This is a genomic window from Kribbella speibonae (assembly GCF_004331375.1).
Taxonomy (GTDB): domain Bacteria; phylum Actinomycetota; class Actinomycetes; order Propionibacteriales; family Kribbellaceae; genus Kribbella; species Kribbella sindirgiensis.
This window is the reverse complement of sequence record NZ_SJKC01000003.1, coordinates 142459-157851: the sequence shown is the minus strand read 5'-3', so window position 1 is coordinate 157851 and position 15393 is coordinate 142459. Positions and strand designations below refer to the sequence as shown.

Annotated in this window: 18 protein-coding genes; 11 read left to right on the top strand and 7 right to left on the bottom strand. The window is 68.8% G+C overall.

Going from position 1 to position 15393, the window contains the following annotated elements; translation table 11 throughout:
• Nucleotides 1-114: 114 nt before the first annotated feature.
• Genes E0H92_RS22050 through E0H92_RS22040 form a run of 3 tightly spaced genes read left to right on the top strand, consistent with a single transcriptional unit; the run spans nucleotide 115 to nucleotide 2690 of the window.
• On the top strand, nucleotides 115-876 hold the full coding sequence (locus E0H92_RS22050; RefSeq protein WP_131460390.1) for a M23 family metallopeptidase: 762 nt from the start codon (nucleotides 115-117) through the stop codon (nucleotides 874-876).
• Between the two features lie 24 nt (nucleotides 877-900).
• Nucleotides 901-1419 (top strand): DUF6886 family protein, encoded by a 519-nt coding sequence (locus E0H92_RS22045; protein ID WP_131497597.1) that lies wholly within the window; start codon nucleotides 901-903, stop codon nucleotides 1417-1419.
• The gene (locus E0H92_RS22040) at nucleotides 1383-2690 is read left to right on the top strand and encodes a lanthionine synthetase LanC family protein (RefSeq protein WP_202873765.1); all 1308 of its coding nucleotides are present in this window, start codon (nucleotides 1383-1385) and stop codon (nucleotides 2688-2690) included. Before E0H92_RS22045 ends, E0H92_RS22040 begins: the two co-directional genes overlap by 37 nt.
• Before the next feature lies 1 nt (nucleotide 2691).
• On the opposite strand, the gene E0H92_RS22035 is transcribed toward E0H92_RS22040, so the two are convergent.
• From E0H92_RS22035 to pcrA, 3 genes are all read right to left on the bottom strand, one after another.
• The gene (locus E0H92_RS22035) at nucleotides 2692-3252 is read right to left on the bottom strand and encodes a hypothetical protein (protein WP_131285999.1); all 561 of its coding nucleotides are present in this window, start codon (nucleotides 3250-3252) and stop codon (nucleotides 2692-2694) included.
• A 94-nt stretch (nucleotides 3253-3346) separates the two neighbouring features.
• Nucleotides 3347-4297, bottom strand: coding sequence for a glycosyltransferase (locus E0H92_RS22030; RefSeq protein WP_131497596.1), 951 nt, complete (start codon nucleotides 4295-4297; stop codon nucleotides 3347-3349).
• Nucleotides 4298-4353: 56 nt separating this feature from the next.
• On the bottom strand, nucleotides 4354-6672 hold the full coding sequence (gene pcrA, locus E0H92_RS22025; protein WP_131497595.1) for a DNA helicase PcrA: 2319 nt from the start codon (nucleotides 6670-6672) through the stop codon (nucleotides 4354-4356).
• Between the two features lie 82 nt (nucleotides 6673-6754).
• Here pcrA and E0H92_RS22020 point away from each other — a divergent pair, with 82 nt between their 5' ends.
• Entirely contained in the window at nucleotides 6755-7639 is an 885-nt protein-coding gene (locus tag E0H92_RS22020) for a serine aminopeptidase domain-containing protein (protein ID WP_131497594.1), read from the top strand.
• Here E0H92_RS22020 and E0H92_RS22015 read toward each other — a convergent pair.
• Nucleotides 7627-7980 carry a hypothetical protein gene (locus E0H92_RS22015; RefSeq protein ID WP_131460395.1) on the bottom strand — a complete coding sequence of 118 codons (354 nt, stop codon included), beginning with the start codon at nucleotides 7978-7980 and terminating at the stop codon, nucleotides 7627-7629. The genes E0H92_RS22020 and E0H92_RS22015 overlap by 13 nt on opposite strands.
• A gap of 100 nt (nucleotides 7981-8080) precedes the next feature.
• On the opposite strand from E0H92_RS22015, the gene E0H92_RS22010 reads away from it, so the two are divergent.
• The gene (locus E0H92_RS22010) at nucleotides 8081-8677 is read left to right on the top strand and encodes a ClpP family protease (RefSeq protein ID WP_131497593.1); all 597 of its coding nucleotides are present in this window, start codon (nucleotides 8081-8083) and stop codon (nucleotides 8675-8677) included.
• Nucleotides 8674-9282 carry a ClpP family protease gene (locus E0H92_RS22005; protein WP_131497592.1) on the top strand — a complete coding sequence of 203 codons (609 nt, stop codon included), beginning with the start codon at nucleotides 8674-8676 and terminating at the stop codon, nucleotides 9280-9282. The genes E0H92_RS22010 and E0H92_RS22005 overlap by 4 nt, the downstream gene beginning before the upstream one ends.
• Before the next feature lie 82 nt (nucleotides 9283-9364).
• Here E0H92_RS22005 and E0H92_RS22000 read toward each other — a convergent pair whose 3' ends face one another.
• Nucleotides 9365-10438 carry a serine hydrolase domain-containing protein gene (locus E0H92_RS22000; RefSeq protein ID WP_131460398.1) on the bottom strand — a complete coding sequence of 358 codons (1074 nt, stop codon included), beginning with the start codon at nucleotides 10436-10438 and terminating at the stop codon, nucleotides 9365-9367.
• Nucleotides 10439-10489: 51 nt separating this feature from the next.
• Between E0H92_RS22000 and E0H92_RS21995 the strand changes: the two genes are divergently transcribed.
• Both E0H92_RS21995 and E0H92_RS21990 read left to right on the top strand, forming a co-directional pair.
• Nucleotides 10490-11215 carry a PIG-L deacetylase family protein gene (locus E0H92_RS21995; RefSeq protein ID WP_238152531.1) on the top strand — a complete coding sequence of 242 codons (726 nt, stop codon included), beginning with the start codon at nucleotides 10490-10492 and terminating at the stop codon, nucleotides 11213-11215.
• 40 nt (nucleotides 11216-11255) lie between these two features.
• Entirely contained in the window at nucleotides 11256-11981 is a 726-nt protein-coding gene (locus E0H92_RS21990) for an alpha/beta fold hydrolase (RefSeq protein ID WP_131460399.1), read from the top strand.
• Here E0H92_RS21990 and E0H92_RS21985 read toward each other — a convergent pair.
• Nucleotides 11964-13292 carry a C1 family peptidase gene (locus E0H92_RS21985; protein WP_131460400.1) on the bottom strand — a complete coding sequence of 443 codons (1329 nt, stop codon included), beginning with the start codon at nucleotides 13290-13292 and terminating at the stop codon, nucleotides 11964-11966. The two genes, E0H92_RS21990 and E0H92_RS21985, sit on opposite strands and share 18 nt — an antisense overlap.
• 136 nt (nucleotides 13293-13428) lie before the next feature.
• Between E0H92_RS21985 and rpsR the strand changes: the two genes are divergently transcribed.
• The 3 genes from rpsR (at nucleotide 13429) to E0H92_RS21970 (ending at nucleotide 14953) form a co-directional block, all read left to right on the top strand.
• Nucleotides 13429-13671 (top strand): 30S ribosomal protein S18, encoded by a 243-nt coding sequence (gene rpsR, locus E0H92_RS21980; RefSeq protein ID WP_130382967.1) that lies wholly within the window; start codon nucleotides 13429-13431, stop codon nucleotides 13669-13671.
• Nucleotides 13672-13723: 52 nt separating this feature from the next.
• The gene (locus E0H92_RS21975) at nucleotides 13724-14296 is read left to right on the top strand and encodes a GNAT family N-acetyltransferase (protein ID WP_131460401.1); all 573 of its coding nucleotides are present in this window, start codon (nucleotides 13724-13726) and stop codon (nucleotides 14294-14296) included.
• A 90-nt stretch (nucleotides 14297-14386) separates the two neighbouring features.
• Entirely contained in the window at nucleotides 14387-14953 is a 567-nt protein-coding gene (locus tag E0H92_RS21970; RefSeq protein ID WP_131497591.1) for a GNAT family N-acetyltransferase, read from the top strand.
• A 117-nt stretch (nucleotides 14954-15070) separates the two neighbouring features.
• On the opposite strand, the gene E0H92_RS21965 is transcribed toward E0H92_RS21970, so the two are convergent.
• Entirely contained in the window at nucleotides 15071-15391 is a 321-nt protein-coding gene (locus E0H92_RS21965) for a carboxymuconolactone decarboxylase family protein (RefSeq protein WP_131497590.1), read from the bottom strand.
• Nucleotides 15392-15393: the final 2 nt, after the last annotated feature.

Sequence of the window (15393 nt, the reverse complement as noted above, 5' to 3'; positions counted from 1 at the left end):
GCGGGAGACCGCGTCACGCCCGGCAACGCTGCGCGCAAACCCGGCGCAGGACGTCACAGTGCCAAGCATCGCGTCGCCAGGCGTAATACCCCCACCAGCTCCCAGATCGTCGGTTTGACCGCTGCGCTCGCCGCGGCCGCCGGAGCTGTCGGCTTCAGCCACAGCTCGCTGGCGTCACCGACCCAGGCGAACTCCGCGGTGAACCTCGCCGCGCTCAGCCTGGACAGTGGGCAGCAGCTCTCCGGTATCACCACGGCACGCATCCAGGCGCGCCAGCTCGCCACCCGTGACTCCTCCCGGGTTCAGCTGGCCGACACGACGACCACCAAGAAGCAGTCCGCGGCCGCCAAGCTCGCCCAGGCCCGCGCCGCGAAGCTGAACGCCACCCAGGCCCTGACCGCGAAGCGCGCGAGCGCCCTGGCCACCGCGAAGGCGAAGGCCGAGGCCGCCGAGCAGAAGGCCCGCGAGTCCGCCACCCGCTGCGAGATGATGGTCTCCGGCTACCACATCACCGCGACCTTCGGGCAGGGCGGCAGCCGCTGGGCCCGCAACCACACCGGCACCGACTTCGCGGCCCCGATGGGCACCCGGATCGGCGCCGTGATGAAGGGCGTCGTGATCTTCGCCGACTGGGCCGGCCCGTACGGCCGTCAGGTCCAGGTCCGGCACGAGGACGGCACCGTCACCTGGTACAACCACATGTCGAAGTTCAGCGTCGAGGTCGGCGAGACCGTGTACGCCGGTGACCAGGTCGGCGCGATCGGCATGACGGGTAACACCACCGGGCCGCACCTGCACTTCGAGGTCCACCCGGACGGCGGCGAAGCGATCAACCCGATGCCGTGGCTGCGCAACCACTGCGGTCTGAACCCCTGACACTCGCCTGACTAAGCTGCGGACATGCGTCCGGCAGCTGGTGAGGTTCTGCACTTCTCCGAAGATCCGACGATCGAGATCTTCCGGCCCCACGTCGCCAAGACCAGCGACAAGGTCACGCCGTACGTCTGGGCCGTCGGCCACGAGCGTGCGCCGGACTACTGGTTCCCCCGCCAATGCCCGCGAGCGATGGCCTGGGTCGGACCGAACACCACTTCTCAGGACCGCGACCGGATCATCGGCGCCGGCTCCGGGTCCCGCGTCCACGCCGTCGAGTACGGCTGGCTGGATGCGATGCGCTCCGTCGAGCTGTACGCGTACCGTCTCCCCGCCGACGCCTTCGTCGAGCACGACGCCGCCGTCGTCGCGACCACCGACGTACGACCCCTCGGTACGCCGGAACGGGTCGGCGACCTGTTCGCGCTGCACGAGGAGGCTGGGATCCAGTTGCGCGTCATGCGGCGGCTGCACGACTTCTGGGCCGCGGCCACCGCGAGCACCCTCGAGTGGAGCGGTATCCGGCTCCGGAACGCCAAGCCATGACGTACGGCGAGATCGGCGAAGCGGCCTGGGGATGGGTCATGGGCCAGGTCCGGTGGGACGACGACGGCCCGTGGATCCCCGAGGTCGGTGACGGCGACACCCCGGACAAGTACCCCGACGGGATGCACAGCGGGATCGGTGGGCTGGCGCATGTCCTTGCCGAGATCCGGCTGACGCGAGAGTGGACGGCCGCCGAGCAGTCGCTGGCCGTCGGGATCGCGGATCGGCTCCGCGCGGCGATCCCGACGACCACGTGCAGCACGTTCTTCGACGGGCTGGTCAGCTCGATCGGCGTGTTCACCGCGCTCGACCAGCCCGGCGCCGGGAGCGCGCTCGCCCGGGCGCTCGAGCTGGCGACCGACAACGGCTGGCATGAGAGCTTTCTCGACGGTGACCAGTACCGACCGGGCGCGGTCGCCAACGACGCCACGTTGGGCACTGGCGCGCTGCTGATGGGTGCCCTGTGGGCCACGCGTCAGGGCGAGGACGGCGTCGCGCTCGCTCATCGGTCCGCGGATCTGTTGCTCGGCGAGCAGGAGGAGCTGCCGACCGGGGTCAACTGGCAGTTCGTGTCCCGCCGGTTCCGCACCGACGACGAGCCGACCGACATGCCGAACTTCACGCACGGTCTCGCGGGGATCGCGGCGATGCTCGCCGTGGCCGGCGTGGAACTCGGGCGACCTGAGCTCGTCGACGTCGCGCGGCGCGGGGCCGAGCACCTGGTGACGCTCGGGATCAACGACGACAAGGGTTTCCGGGTGCCGCGGGTGATTCCGTGGACGGAGCGGCACGGCGACGAGTACACGTACAACTGGTGCCACGGCGGCGCGGGGACCTTGGCGACGTTCAGTGCGCTCGAGTACGCCGACGTACCGGAGATCGCCGGTGAGACGCCGCAGACGTGGCGTCGCCGGTGTTTGGACGGCGTTCGGTACTCCGGCATCCCCGAGCGGCTGCATCCGGGTTTCTGGGACAACGACGGCCGCTGCTGCGGTACGGCGGGAGTCGGCGACGCGTTCCTCGACGCGTGGCGCCGCGACGGTCACGAGCCGGACCTGGAGTTCGCCGTACGGATGGGTGACACGCTGGTCGACCACGCCTACCCCGACGGGTACTGGCGGTTCGTCGAGTACCGCAACGAGGATCCGATGCTGCCGCCGGGAGTCGGCTGGATGCAGGGCGCGGCCGGGATCGCGGCGTACCTGCTCAGGCTCCAGCGGGTGCTGGCCGGCGACCAGCGCGCCGTCGAGCGGATGGAGAACTGGTTCTGAGTCAGCGCTGCCAGACCTCGGCGGTGGTGAGGAACGCGGACGAGCCCGGCTTGTCCGGTGAGCCGTCGACCTGGACGAAACCGGGCACCGAGGCGCCGCCGATCGAGACCGTCGCGGACCGGACCGGGGCGATCACCAGGCTCAGACTGTGGTTGCCGTCGGCAAGCTGAAAGTTGTCGGTCGCGAACAACCGCCGGTCCAGGACGCCGCTCATCTCGATCTGGATGTCCGCGGCCTTGGCGCTCAAACCGTCGGCCAGGTTCATCGAGACCTGGACCAGGTCCCGTTCGACGGCCGGCTCGTGCCACGGCAGGCCCTGGACCTCGAGGAACGAGCGGACGAAGTACTGCTCCAGCCAGGAGGCGAGATCGACGTCCTCGGAGACCACCCGGACGATCCCGTCGAACCACAGCACGACCGCCGTACCCGAACCGCGGATCGACCAGTCGACCATCCAGATCGACGCGTACGCCGTCACCTTGCCGTGCTCGTCGAACAGCCGGAGGCCAGGATTCGCTCCCGCCAGGATGATCCGGCGGTTACTGGCCGACGACTTGGACATGAGGGGCGCTTCCGGGAGGGGCCGAAGATCCTTGATTGTCTCAATCTCCGGGTCAGATGCAACGCAAACGTCCGAAAGCTTCACGTCTATCTGCTCACGGTCGCCACGGATGGGCGCGTTCCGCGGCAGCGATCGGGTCGTCGGGCCACACGATCGGGTGGGTGGCGACGCCGGCGCGACCCGGCAGTTTCCGCGCCGCCTCGACCGCGCTGAGCAGGGCCTTGGCGGTCACCTCGGCGGAGTAACGCTCCGTGATCCAGTCCCGCGCCGCGGCACGGACGGGGTCGTCGGCGGGTACGTCGACCAGCTCCAGGGCCCGATCCGCGAGCAGGTGCGGCCGCGCGTCGTCGATCCGCCACGTGCCGGGCGCCTCGAACAGTTCCTCGCCGCCACCGGCCGGGTACCCGACGACCAGGCAACCGGCGGCCAGCGCCTCCGCGACCGGCAGGCCGAATCCCTCGGAGATGCCCAGTGCGATGAACACGGAGGTCCGGCCGAGCGCCTCCACCACTTGGCTCTCGGTGAGCTCCGCGAGTACGGCGAGGTGGATCCCGTCGGCTCGTGGATCGTTCCGCAGCAGGCGTTCGAGTACCGCGGCCTCGAGCGGGCGACGCCGCGGCATCCAGGCGATCTGCCGTGAACGGGTCCCGGGCCGGAACAGGTCGGTGTCGATCGGGTTGGGCACCAGGCGCACCGGGAGATCCGGGTGCAGGCGGCCGAGCACATCGTGGCTCTCCTGCGACACGGCCCAGACCTCCGGCGCCGGGTCCCAGCCCGGATACCCGGCGGTGTCGCGCCATGACCAGAAGGTCAGGAAGTGGTTCTGGTTGAAGATCACTTTCCGTACACCGGGCGCGGGATCCACGCCCGGCAGCAGGTACAGCTCCGGTACGACGAGCAGGTCGTCGGCGCCCAGCTCGAGCTGATCGTTCCCGAGGATCGGCGCGGTCGTCTCGAACCACGGCAGCCGGTAGCCCGGCGTACGGAACCACAGCGCGGCGTCGATCCCCGCCGCACGCAACAACTCGACATGACGCGCCTGCACACGAATCCCACCGCCGGGAGAATCAGGCTCCTTGACGGCGTAGACGACTCGCGGGCTCAGATCTTTTCCACAGGTGCATACCGCAGCAGGAGCCGCTTGACGCCTTCCGAGCCGAAGTCGATGTCGGCCTGCGCCTGCTGGCCCTCGCCGCGGACCACGACGACGGTGCCCATCCCGAAGCTGTCGTGGACCACCCGGTCGCCCGGGTTCAGGCTGATGACGGGCTTGTCGGACGCGGTCCGGCGGGCCGGCTCGTACCGGCTGGGGATCCCGCTGCCGCGGGTCGTGCCGGTGCCGGACCAGCGCGTGATCGCGGACTCGTCGCGGCGCCAGTCGAGCAGCTCGGCCGGGATCTCTTCCAGGAAGCGCGACGGCGGGTTGTGCTGCGGAGCGCCGTACGCCGAACGCACCGCGGCGCGCGAGATCGCCAGCCGCTGCCGCGCCCGCGTGATCCCGACGTACGCGAGCCGGCGCTCTTCCTCGAGCTCCTTCAGGTCGGTCAGCGACCGGGAGTGCGGGAAGACGCCGTCCTCCATACCGGTCAGGAACACGACCGGGAACTCCAGGCCCTTCGCGGTGTGCAACGTCATCAGCGTGACCACGCCGCCGTCGTCGGCCGTGTCCGGGATCTGGTCGGCGTCGGCGACCAGCGCGACCCGCTCCAGGAACGCCTGCAGGTCCGCGGCCTCGCCGGCGGCGGTCCGCTCCTCGACGAACTCCCGCGCCACCGAGATGAACTCGTCCAGGTTCTCCAGGCGGGTCTCGTCCCGCGGATCCGGAGACTTCTGCAGCGTCTCGTAGTAGTTGGAACGGTGCAGGGCGACGTCGAGGATGTCGTCCGGCGGCGCGCCCGAGTCCACCATCGCGGTCAGCTCGTCGAGGATGTCGACGAACGCCTGGACCGCGTTCACCGAACGTGACGCCATCGCCGGGGCATCCTCGGCACGGCGCATCGCCTGCGCGAACGAGATCCGGTCCCGCTGGGCGAGTGCCTCGATCGCGGCCTCGGCCCGGTCGCCGATCCCGCGCTTCGGCTCGTTCATGATCCGGCGCAGCGAGACGGTGTCCTCGGGGTTCACCAGGACGCGCAGGTACGCGAGCGCGTCGCGGACCTCCTTGCGTTCGTAGAACCGGACGCCGCCGACCACCTTGTACGGATGGCCGGTCCGGATGAAGACCTCCTCGAACACCCGGGACTGCGCGTTGGTCCGGTAGAACACCGCGACATCCGACGGCTTCACCCCGTCGGCGTCGGTCAGCCGGTCGATCTCGTCCGCGACGAACTGCGCCTCGTCGTGCTCGTTGTCCGCGACGTACACCGCGATCTGCTCGCCCTGGCCCTGGTCGGACCAGAGGTTCTTCGCCTTGCGGCCCTCGTTCCGGCTGATCACCGCGTTGGCCGCGGTCAGGATGGTCTGGGTGGAGCGGTAGTTCTGCTCCAGCAGAATCGTCTCGGCGCCGGCGAAGTCCTCCTCGAACGCGAGGATGTTGCGGATCGTCGCCCCGCGGAACGCGTAGATCGACTGGTCGGAGTCGCCCACCACCATCAGCTCGGCGGCCGGTGCGGTCGGGCCGTTGTAATTCGGGTCGTCCTCACCGCAGAGCTCGCGGATCAACGTGTACTGCGCGTGGTTCGTGTCCTGGTACTCGTCGACGAGCACGTGGCGGAAACGGCGCCGGTAGTACTCACGGACCTCGGGGAAGGCCTGCAGCAGGTTGACCGTGGTCATCAGCAGGTCGTCGAAGTCGAGGGCGTTCGCCTGGGCGAGTCGCTCCTGGTAGATCCGGTAGCACTCGGCGTACGTCTGCTCGAGATGGTTCTCCGCCTTCGCGGCGGAGGTCTCGTGGTCGATCAGCTCGTTCTTCTGGGTGCTGATCCAGTTCAGCACGGCGCGCGGGTTGTACCGCTTGACGTCCAGGTCGAGCTCGCGGCAGACCAGCGTCATCAGCCGCCGCGAATCGGTGTCGTCGTAGATCGAGAACGTCGAGTTGATCCCGAACCGCTTGATGTCGCGGCGGAGGATCCGCACACAGGACGAGTGGAACGTCGAGACCCACATCAGCTTCGCCCGCGGGCCGACCAGATCCACCACCCGCTCGCGCATCTCCGCGGCGGCCTTGTTGGTGAACGTGATCGCCAGGATCGAGCCGGGGTGCGCGTCGCGGGCCGCCAGCAGGTAGGCGATCCGGCGGGTCAGCACCCGCGTCTTCCCCGAGCCCGCACCGGCGACCACCAGCAGCGGTTTCCCGGCGTGCACGACCGCGGCGCGCTGCTGCGGGTTCAGTCCCTCGAGCAGCGCATCCGGGTCGGCCCGAGATGTCTTCGACTCCTCCAGCGGCACCGGGAGCTCATCAGGCGAAAACAGCGTAGTCATCACCCAACACCTTAGGCGCTCCCCCGGACACTTTCCGAAAACGGGTTCGAAGCGCGCGTCCGGGACTGCGAGGATCAGCCCCATGGACGCCTCCGAGCTGCGCTACGACGACCTGGTGGACCGGGTCGAGGTTCTGTACAACGACCACCACTACCGCGCCGCCGCGGACCTGCTGGCCGCGGAGAGCGCCGGCCTGGAGGCGTGGGCCGGCGAACTCGCCCACGTGCGGGCCTGCGTGCTCGGCGCGGACGGTGACTCCGACGGGGCGATGCAGGTTCTGCTGGACGCGAGTACGGCGGGTGCGTGGTGGGCGCCCGAGATCCTGGTGGACGACGACCTGGAGGCTTTGCAGGACCGTCCCGCGTTCCACGAACTGATCAAGGTGTCAGAAGCCAGGGTGGCCGACGACCCGGTCCCACCTCTCGTCACGCTGCCGGACGGGCAGCCGGTCGGGGTTGTTGTGGCGCTTCATGGGGCGGGACAGCGAGCGGGGCATGCTCGGCGGGACTGGAGCGGGGTGCTGGAGCTCGGGTACGCCTTGGTTTGTGTGCAGTCGTCGCGGCGGATGTCGCCGATGTACCGCACCTGGCCGGATCCCGAGCACGCGCTCGCGGACATCGCCCGCGCCCTCGCGCAACTGCCTGCCGAGGTCGAACACCTGCCGTTGATCGCGGCCGGGTTCTCGGCGGGTGGACGGGTCGCGATCGACTGGGCGCTCCGCGGCCGGCCGGCGGCGGTCGCCGGCGTGCTCGCGGTCGCCCCCGCGTTGCGTGAACTCCCGGACGCGACGGCCGAGAAGTTGTCACCGGCAACGATCTGGATCGGGACCGGCGACGATCTGCTGGAGGTCGTCGACGGCGCGGCGGATCAGCTGACCGGGTTCACGATCGAGCGGCTGCCGGGGCTCGGGCACGCCTTCCCGTCCGACTTCGCGGATCGGTTGTCAGCAGTGCTTCAGGACAGCTGACGGGTGAGGTGCAGGACGACCGGCGTGCTGCTTCCGAGCCAGTGCAGCTTCGCGTTGTGGTCGTCGTACGACGTGACGCGCAGGCCGGGGACGCCTTCGATCGTGCCCTCGTAGTCCTTCGCCGCCAGGTGCGCGACGACGTCCGCGAGCTCGGGGCCGTCCATCCACTCGAGGCGGGCGAGGTCGGGGCGGGCCGCCCACATGTCCACCCAGGCGGCCGGGTCCTCGCTGAACAACGTCGTACGAAGAATCATCGACACCGCCCCGAGCAGCGTCGCGGCCGGTGTGGCCGTCAGCTCCAGCAGCGCCCGCTCCTGCTCTGACAGTTCGTCAGTCAACATCACCCGCAGGAGATTGCCACAGGAACGGCTTCGCTGTGGGCAGACTTGCCGTCAGCAGAAAAGCTGGGACGGCACCGTTCGCCGCGTCACTGTGGATGACATGGCAGAAGACATGAAACCGCCGATGTTCAACGAGACCGCGCGGCAGCGGTTGCTCGGGCAGCGGATCGTCGTCCTGGACGGGGTTCTCGACGACGACAACGGGACCCTGCTGGCCAGCCAGATCATGTCGCTGGCGGCCGAGGACCCGGACACCGACATCGCGTTGTGGATCCACTCGCCCGGCGGTTCGGTGCCGTCGATGCTCGCGATCCGGGACGTGATGCGGCTGGTGCCGTGCGACGTCTCGACGCTGGCGATCGGGCTGGCCTGCAGTGCGGGGCAGTTCCTGCTGTCGGCCGGTACGCCGGGCAAGCGCTACGCGTTGCGGCACGCCCGCGTCCTGATGCACCAGGGCTCGGCCGGGATCGGCGGGTCCGCCGTCGAGATCGAGATCCAGGCCAACGACCTGCGGCACATCCGCGACACCGTGCTCGGGCTGATCGCCGAGGACACCGGGCAGCCGTTCGACGTCGTGCACGAGGACTCGCGGCACGACCATTGGTACACCGCCGACCAGGCCCGCGAGTACGGCTTCATCGACCAAATCGTCGAGTCCTTCGACCAGGTCATGCCCAGGAAGGCGGCCGCAGCATGAGCAGCTACACGATCCCGAACGTGATCGCCCAGCACCCGCGCGGCGAGCGGATCATGGACGTCTACTCGCATCTGCTGACCGAGCGCGTCATCTACCTCGGGACGGGCATCGACTCCGGGGTCGCGAACGCGATCATCGCGCAGCTGCTGCACCTGGAGACGGACAATCCCGAGGCAGAGATCAACCTCTACATCAACTGCGACGGCGGCGACATGTCCGCGATGCTCGCGATCTACGACACCATGCAGTACATCCAGTCGCCGGTCGCGACGTACGGCGTCGGGCAGGCGATCTCCGCCGGCGCGGTACTGCTCGCGGCCGGTACGGCGGGGCGCCGGGCGCTCCTCCCGCACGCGCGCGTCGTACTGCACCAGCCTGCGGGCCGTAGCCAGGGCACGATCCCGGACCTGATCCTGCAGGCGGACGAGGTGGTACGGGTCCGGAACCAGGTCGAGGAGGTCCTGGCGCGGCACACCGGCCAGTCCATCGAGCGGTTGCGGCTCGACACCGACCGCGACCACGTGCTGACCGCGGAAGGCGCCAAGGACTACGGCATCGTCGACCTGGTGATCAGCGCGCGGACCCCGGCGCCCGTGCTGACGTAAACCTCCGGTGGGTGGGCGTCCGAGATGCAGGGTTCGCGCACGGGATCCTGGGCGCGAACCCTGCATCTTGGACGTCAACCCATCAAAGGTCGGCAGCTGCGAGGACCTTGTCGGCGACGGCTGCGTGGTGGAGGAGGTCCGGCTGCGGGCGGCCGACCCGGTTGGTCAGGTACGCGTAAGCGATCCGCCGATCCGGGTCGGCCCACCCGATGCAGCAGTTGCTTCCGTTGTGGCCGAACGTCCGCGGGCTGCTCAGTGAGCCCAAGGACGACACGGCTCCTTCCATCCACCGCGGTCCGCCGAGCTGGAAGCCCTGAGACCACCGGACCGGCGCCCGCGCCACCGGGTCGTATTCACCCTCGCTGGTCGGCTCGAGCGCGATCGCGAGCGTCTCCGGCCGCAGCAGTCGACCCTCCAGCAACGCCTGGTACAGCGCGGCCAGGTCGCGGGCGGTCGCCGAGATCCCGGCAGCGGGTACGACGGCCTCGCGCGTACTGCGGCGGTTCACGACGGACTGGATGAACGGCCCGAGCGGACCCGACGCGCGGATCGGCACATGCCGGTCCCAGAGCTCGGCGGGCAGACCGAGGTACGTGTCCGCGACCCCGAGCGGTTCCAGGACGGAACGTCGTACCAGCTCGTCGATCGGTGTCCCGCTGCAGCGCCGTACGACCTCGCCGAGGATGAACCCGAACGCCAGCGGGCTGTACCCGACGGTGCCGATCGGCCAGCGCGGCTTGGCCTCCGCGATCCGGCGGATCGCGCGGTCCCAGTCGGTCATCGCACGGACCTCGCCGACGTACGAGCCCGCGTTCGGGACGCCGGTCCGGTGCCGCAGGACCTCGCGGACCGTGATCTCGCGTTTGCCGTGGTCCGCGAACTCCGGCCAGTACGCCGCGACCGCGTCGTCGAGATGCAGGCGACCGGACTCGACGAGTTGATGGACCACGATCGCGACGTACGGTTTGCTTGCGGAGAAGAGCCAGAACAACGCGTTCGGTGAACACCCGAAGGAGCGGTCGACCACCGTCCGGCCGTCCCGGACGACGCACAACTGCGCGACCCCACCACGCGCCTCGACCAGTCCGATCGCCTCCGCGAGACGGTCGGGGTCGAAGCCGGCGTCCTGGGGGTCGCAGACCCCGCCGAACTCCATGAGTCCACTGTGCCTGCCCGGGCAAACCCGGCGGGCGGTTAGGGTCTGGCTGTGAGTGTGCCTGAGGCTGATCCGCGACCGGACGCCGAGATCGAGCGGATCCTGGTGGTCGTCGCGCACCCGGACGACATCGACTTCGGCGGCGCCGGCACGGTCGCGCTGTGGACCAAGGCCGGGATCGAGGTCCAGTACTGCATCGTCACGGACGGGCAGGCCGGCGGTTTCGAGCCGGATCGGGATCGCGCCGAGATTCCCGCCGTACGCCGGGCCGAGCAGACCGCCGCCGCGCAGCACGTCGGGGTCCGCGACCTGCACTTCCTCGGGTACCAGGACGGGTCCGTCGAGCCGACCGCGGAGCTGGTCCGCGACATCAGCCAGGTGATCCGCAAGGTGCGGCCGCAGCGGCTGCTCACGCAGTCGCCCGAGCGTTCATGGCACCGGCTGCAGGTCTCGCACCCCGACCACATGGCCGCCGCCGAGGCGACGGTGCGCGCGTTCTACCCCGCCGCCGGGAACCCGTACGCGTACCCGGACCTGACCGAGGAGGCGTGGGAGGTCGGCGAGCTGTGGATGATGGACCACCCGGTCGCGAACCACTACGTCGACATCACCGACACCTTCGACCAGAAGCTGGCGGCGCTGATGTCACACACCAGCCAGCACCGCGACCCGGACGGCCTCCGCACCGGCATCCGCCGCAACTTCGCCGCCGTCGCCACGGCGGCGGGCTACCCGGCCAACCACTACGCGGAAGCCTTCACGGTCGTCCGTCTCTAATCCGTTTGCTTGCTTGCGATCCGACCTAGAAGGTGCAGCCATGACGATTTCTCATGACGTGACCGGGGACGGCCCGGATCTCCTGCTGGTCCACGCGGGCGTGGCAGACCGCCGGATGTGGGCCCGGCAGGTGGAGGAGCTGCGGTCGACCCATCGGGTGATCACGCTGGACCTCCGCGGGTACGGCGAGACGCCGCTCGAACCCAAGTACTCCGACGCGGGTGATGTGCTCGCGCTCCTGGAAGAGGTCGGCGCGCGGGACGTGATCGCCGTCGGAGCGTCGTACGGCGGATACGTCGTACAGCAGGTGGCGAGCCGGCGGCCCGAGCTGTTCTCGCGGCTGGTGCTGCTCTGCGCGCCGACGGACAACGTGCAGCCGGACGACGAACTGCGGGCGCTGTGGGCCGAGGAGAACGAACTGCTCGAAGCCGGCGACGTCGACGGCGCCACCGACCTCACCGTACGGCGCTGGATCGGCCCGGACGCGGACGACGAGGCCCGCGAACTGCTCCGCGTGATGCAGCGGCACGCGTACGACGTACAGCTCGCCGCCGGCGACGTGGACAACGAGGAGTGGCCCGTCGAACCCGAGAAGATCACCGCCCCGGTCCGCCTGATCACCGGCGCCCACGACTTCATGTTCTTCACCGACAGCGCCACCTACCTAGCCGACCGCCTGCCGAACTCGGAACACACCCACCTCCCGTGGGCCGGCCATTTGCCGACCCTCGAGAGGCCTGCTGAAGCACTAGGCCTGATCGGCTAGCGCGCCCATCGGGTCCCAGGCGGGGAGGACGATCGGGGCCTCGTCCAGGCGGGACTGCAGGTCGGCCGGGAGGGCGGAGCGGCGTACGGCGACCTCAAAGACGTGCTCGCCGAACCACGAGTCGTTCATGGTCCAGAAGCCGCTGTCGGCCTTCTCGTCGCCCCAGCTGTTCTCGACCCGCCAGCGGCGCGGCTTACCGTCCACCACGTCGACGCCGGTGAACAGCATCGCGTGCGTCATCAGCGTCTCGTGGTGCACCAGCCGCTCGGCCTTGTCCAGCGTGAACTCGGTGTCGTACACCGCGCCGTAGTCGTACAGCTTGGCGTCCCAGAACCCGAGGTCGGAGTTCATCTGCTTGCCGACGTCGCAGCCGAACCAGACCGGCTCGCCGCCGACGATCGCGTCCTGGGTGAGCTGCTTGATCAGGTCGATCTCGACGTTCAGGTACACCACCGGCGGCGCATCGATGACGTTGCCGAGGAAGTCGACGGTGAAGGTCCGGCCGACCGGGCTGGTCTCCCGCGGGTCGTGCACGAGACAGACGTACTCGTCGACCGGCAGCTGCACGTACGCCGCCGCGAACTCCGTCGGCGTGGTCCAGCCGTCGCGGTGGAAGCCCTTGTCGCTGTCCTTCCACTGCCACAGGAACTTCTGCGGCGGCGTACCGAGGTGGATGCTCAGCACCCGGTGCACGGTGGTCAGGATCTCCCGCTTACGGTCGCGGCGCGCGTCGTCGGTGTCGAGCGCCCGCAGGTCGCGCGCGCCCTGGCGCAGCAGCTTGCGGAGGGCGTCGTTCAGCTGCGCGGTCGCGGACGAGCTCTCGGTCTCCGGCATCGCCGACTTCGGCACCAGGCCGTGCTTGCGGACCAGCGCGACGAACATGTTCCACTGGCCGCCGTCACCGATCGGGTCCGACAGCAGGTGCGCGACCGTCCGGTCGTCGGCGTCCCGCTCGGAGGTCTCGATGATCGCCTCGAGGAAGAAGTTCGAACGCTCGAACTTGTCCCAGAACAGCAGGTAGTTCTGGGAGAACTCGAAGTCCTTGACCCCGAGCTTGTCGGCCGCGCCGGCGCGCAGCAGGTTCAGCCCGGCGAACAGCCAGCACCGACCGCTCTTCTTCTGATTGGTGACCTTCCAGTCGTCCAGCAGATTGGACACCGAATGGTCCATCGACGTGACGACCTGGCGATCCAGGGCGATGCTGTTGACCGGCGTCTGCGTGACGGCGTTCTGCATCACCCGGTACTGCGGGTTCGACGCGAACTCCTTCTCGAAGAGCGCGAGCTGATCGGCTGTGAGATTCCGCTCCATAAGAGTCGACGGTATATCAGCCACCAAGCCCGCACCGAAGGAACGGAGTGGCGAATCCATGCCCTGGCCAAAACGCGCCACCGATGAGACGTTGCGCTACGCTAGTTGAAAACGACATTCAACAAAGGAGGCCGTCATGGCCCGACGCCCGGTCCCCACCGGCAAGCGCAAGCCGAAGCAGAACCCACTGGACCGCGACGGCATCACCTTCATCGACTACAAGGACACCGCCCTGCTCCGAAAGTTCATCTCCGACCGCGGCAAGATCCGCTCCCGCCGAGTCACCGGCCTCTCGGTCCAGCAACAGAAACAGGTAGCCCGAGCCATCAAGAACGCCCGAGAAATGGCCCTCCTCCCGTACACTTCCTCGGGCCGGTAAAGGGCAGAGTCAGCGGACGTAGAACGTCCGGAATCGGGGGTACGTTGGCGGTATGGCCGACGTCACAATCAGAGCGCTCACCCCGGAGACGTTCGACGACTTCGCGGCGCTCGTCGAGCGGAACAAGGGCATGTTCGCCAGCTGCTGGTGTACGCATTTCCATCCCGACTGCGCGGAGAAGGCCCAGAGCGCCGAGGGGAACCGGGCGCTCAAGCAACGTCTGGTGGCCGAGGGGATCGCGCACGCGGCACTGGTCTACGACGGCGACCGGGCCGTCGCGTGGGCGGAGTACGGATCACCCGAGGAACTGCCTAACATCCAGCACCGCAAGGAGTACGTCGCCACTGCCGAGCGACTGCCCGACTACCGGGTCACCTGCATCCTGGTCGAGCGCAGCTATCGCGGTCAGGGTCTGGCGGCGATCGCCTTGCGCGGAGCTGTGGAGCTGATCGCGCAGGCCGGCGGCGGTGTGGTCGAGGGCTACCCGCACGACACCGGCGGGGTCCGGAAGAAGAACTCGTCGTTCCTCTACAACGGCACCCGCACGATGTACGAGCGCGAGGGTTTCACGTACGACCGGCCCAAGGGCCTGGGCAACTGCGTCATGGTGCGCGAGGTGCGCTGAAGCCGGGGTCGGGCTGAAAACTCGTTTGTGGAGGGGCGGCGTCAGGTGCTTGGTTGGTCGGCGACCGAGTCCGGACGAAACGAGATCCCTGTGCCGCTGCCTACGCCGACGTTGTCCACCGATCGCCTGCGGCTGCGTCCGTTCGACGACGCGGATGCGGATGCGTTGTTCGCGCTGCACAGCAACGCGTTTGTGCTGCGGTACTGGGACTCGCCGCCGTGGACTGAACGCGGCCGCGCCGAGCGGTTCGTCGCGGTGTGCCGGACGATGGCGGAGGAGGGTACGGGCGCTCGCGTGGCCATCGACCGTGCCTCCGACGGGGTGTTCCTCGGCTGGTGCAGCTTGAGCCAATGGAATCCGGACTTCCGGAGCGCCTCACTCGGCTACTGCTTCAACGAGTCGGCCTGGGGCCACGGCTACGCGACGGAGGCCGCCCGCGCCGTACTCGGATGGGCCTTCAACACCCTGGACCTGAACCGCGTCCAAGCGGAAGCCGACACCCGCAACCTCCCCTCCGCCCGCGTCCTCGAAAAACTCGGCTTCATCCGCGAAGGCACCCTCCGCGAAGACTGCATAGTCAACGGCGACATCTCCGACTCCTGGATCTACGGCCTCCTCCGCCGCGACTGGACCCCCGAACCCGCAACATCCCGCTGAGCCTCAGACGGCCGGCCTGCAGGTCGGGTGGGTTCTGAGCAGCTCCCAGGGGTCCGCCTCACCCCACCACGAGCAGATCGCGCCTTCACTGAACTTGTCAACGACGAAGGACCCAGATCAGTGGTCTTCGGCGAACACGGTTTTGGCGACCTGTATGGCGGACATCGCTCTGGGCCAGCCGGCGTAGAACGCGAGGTGGATGATTGCCTCTTTGAGTTCGGTTTCGGTGAGGCCGTTTTGCCGGGCGCGGCGCAGGTGGTTGGGGAGCTGTTCGAAGCTGCTCGAGGTGAGCAGGCTGGCGACCGTGATGAGGCTGCGGTCACGCGGCGACAGGTCGGTGCGTTCCCAGACGTCGCCGAACAGGACGTCGTCGGTGAGCTGGACGAGTTTGGGTGCGAAGTCGCCGATGGCTCGTTGGGCTGGGCTGGGTTCAGGCATGA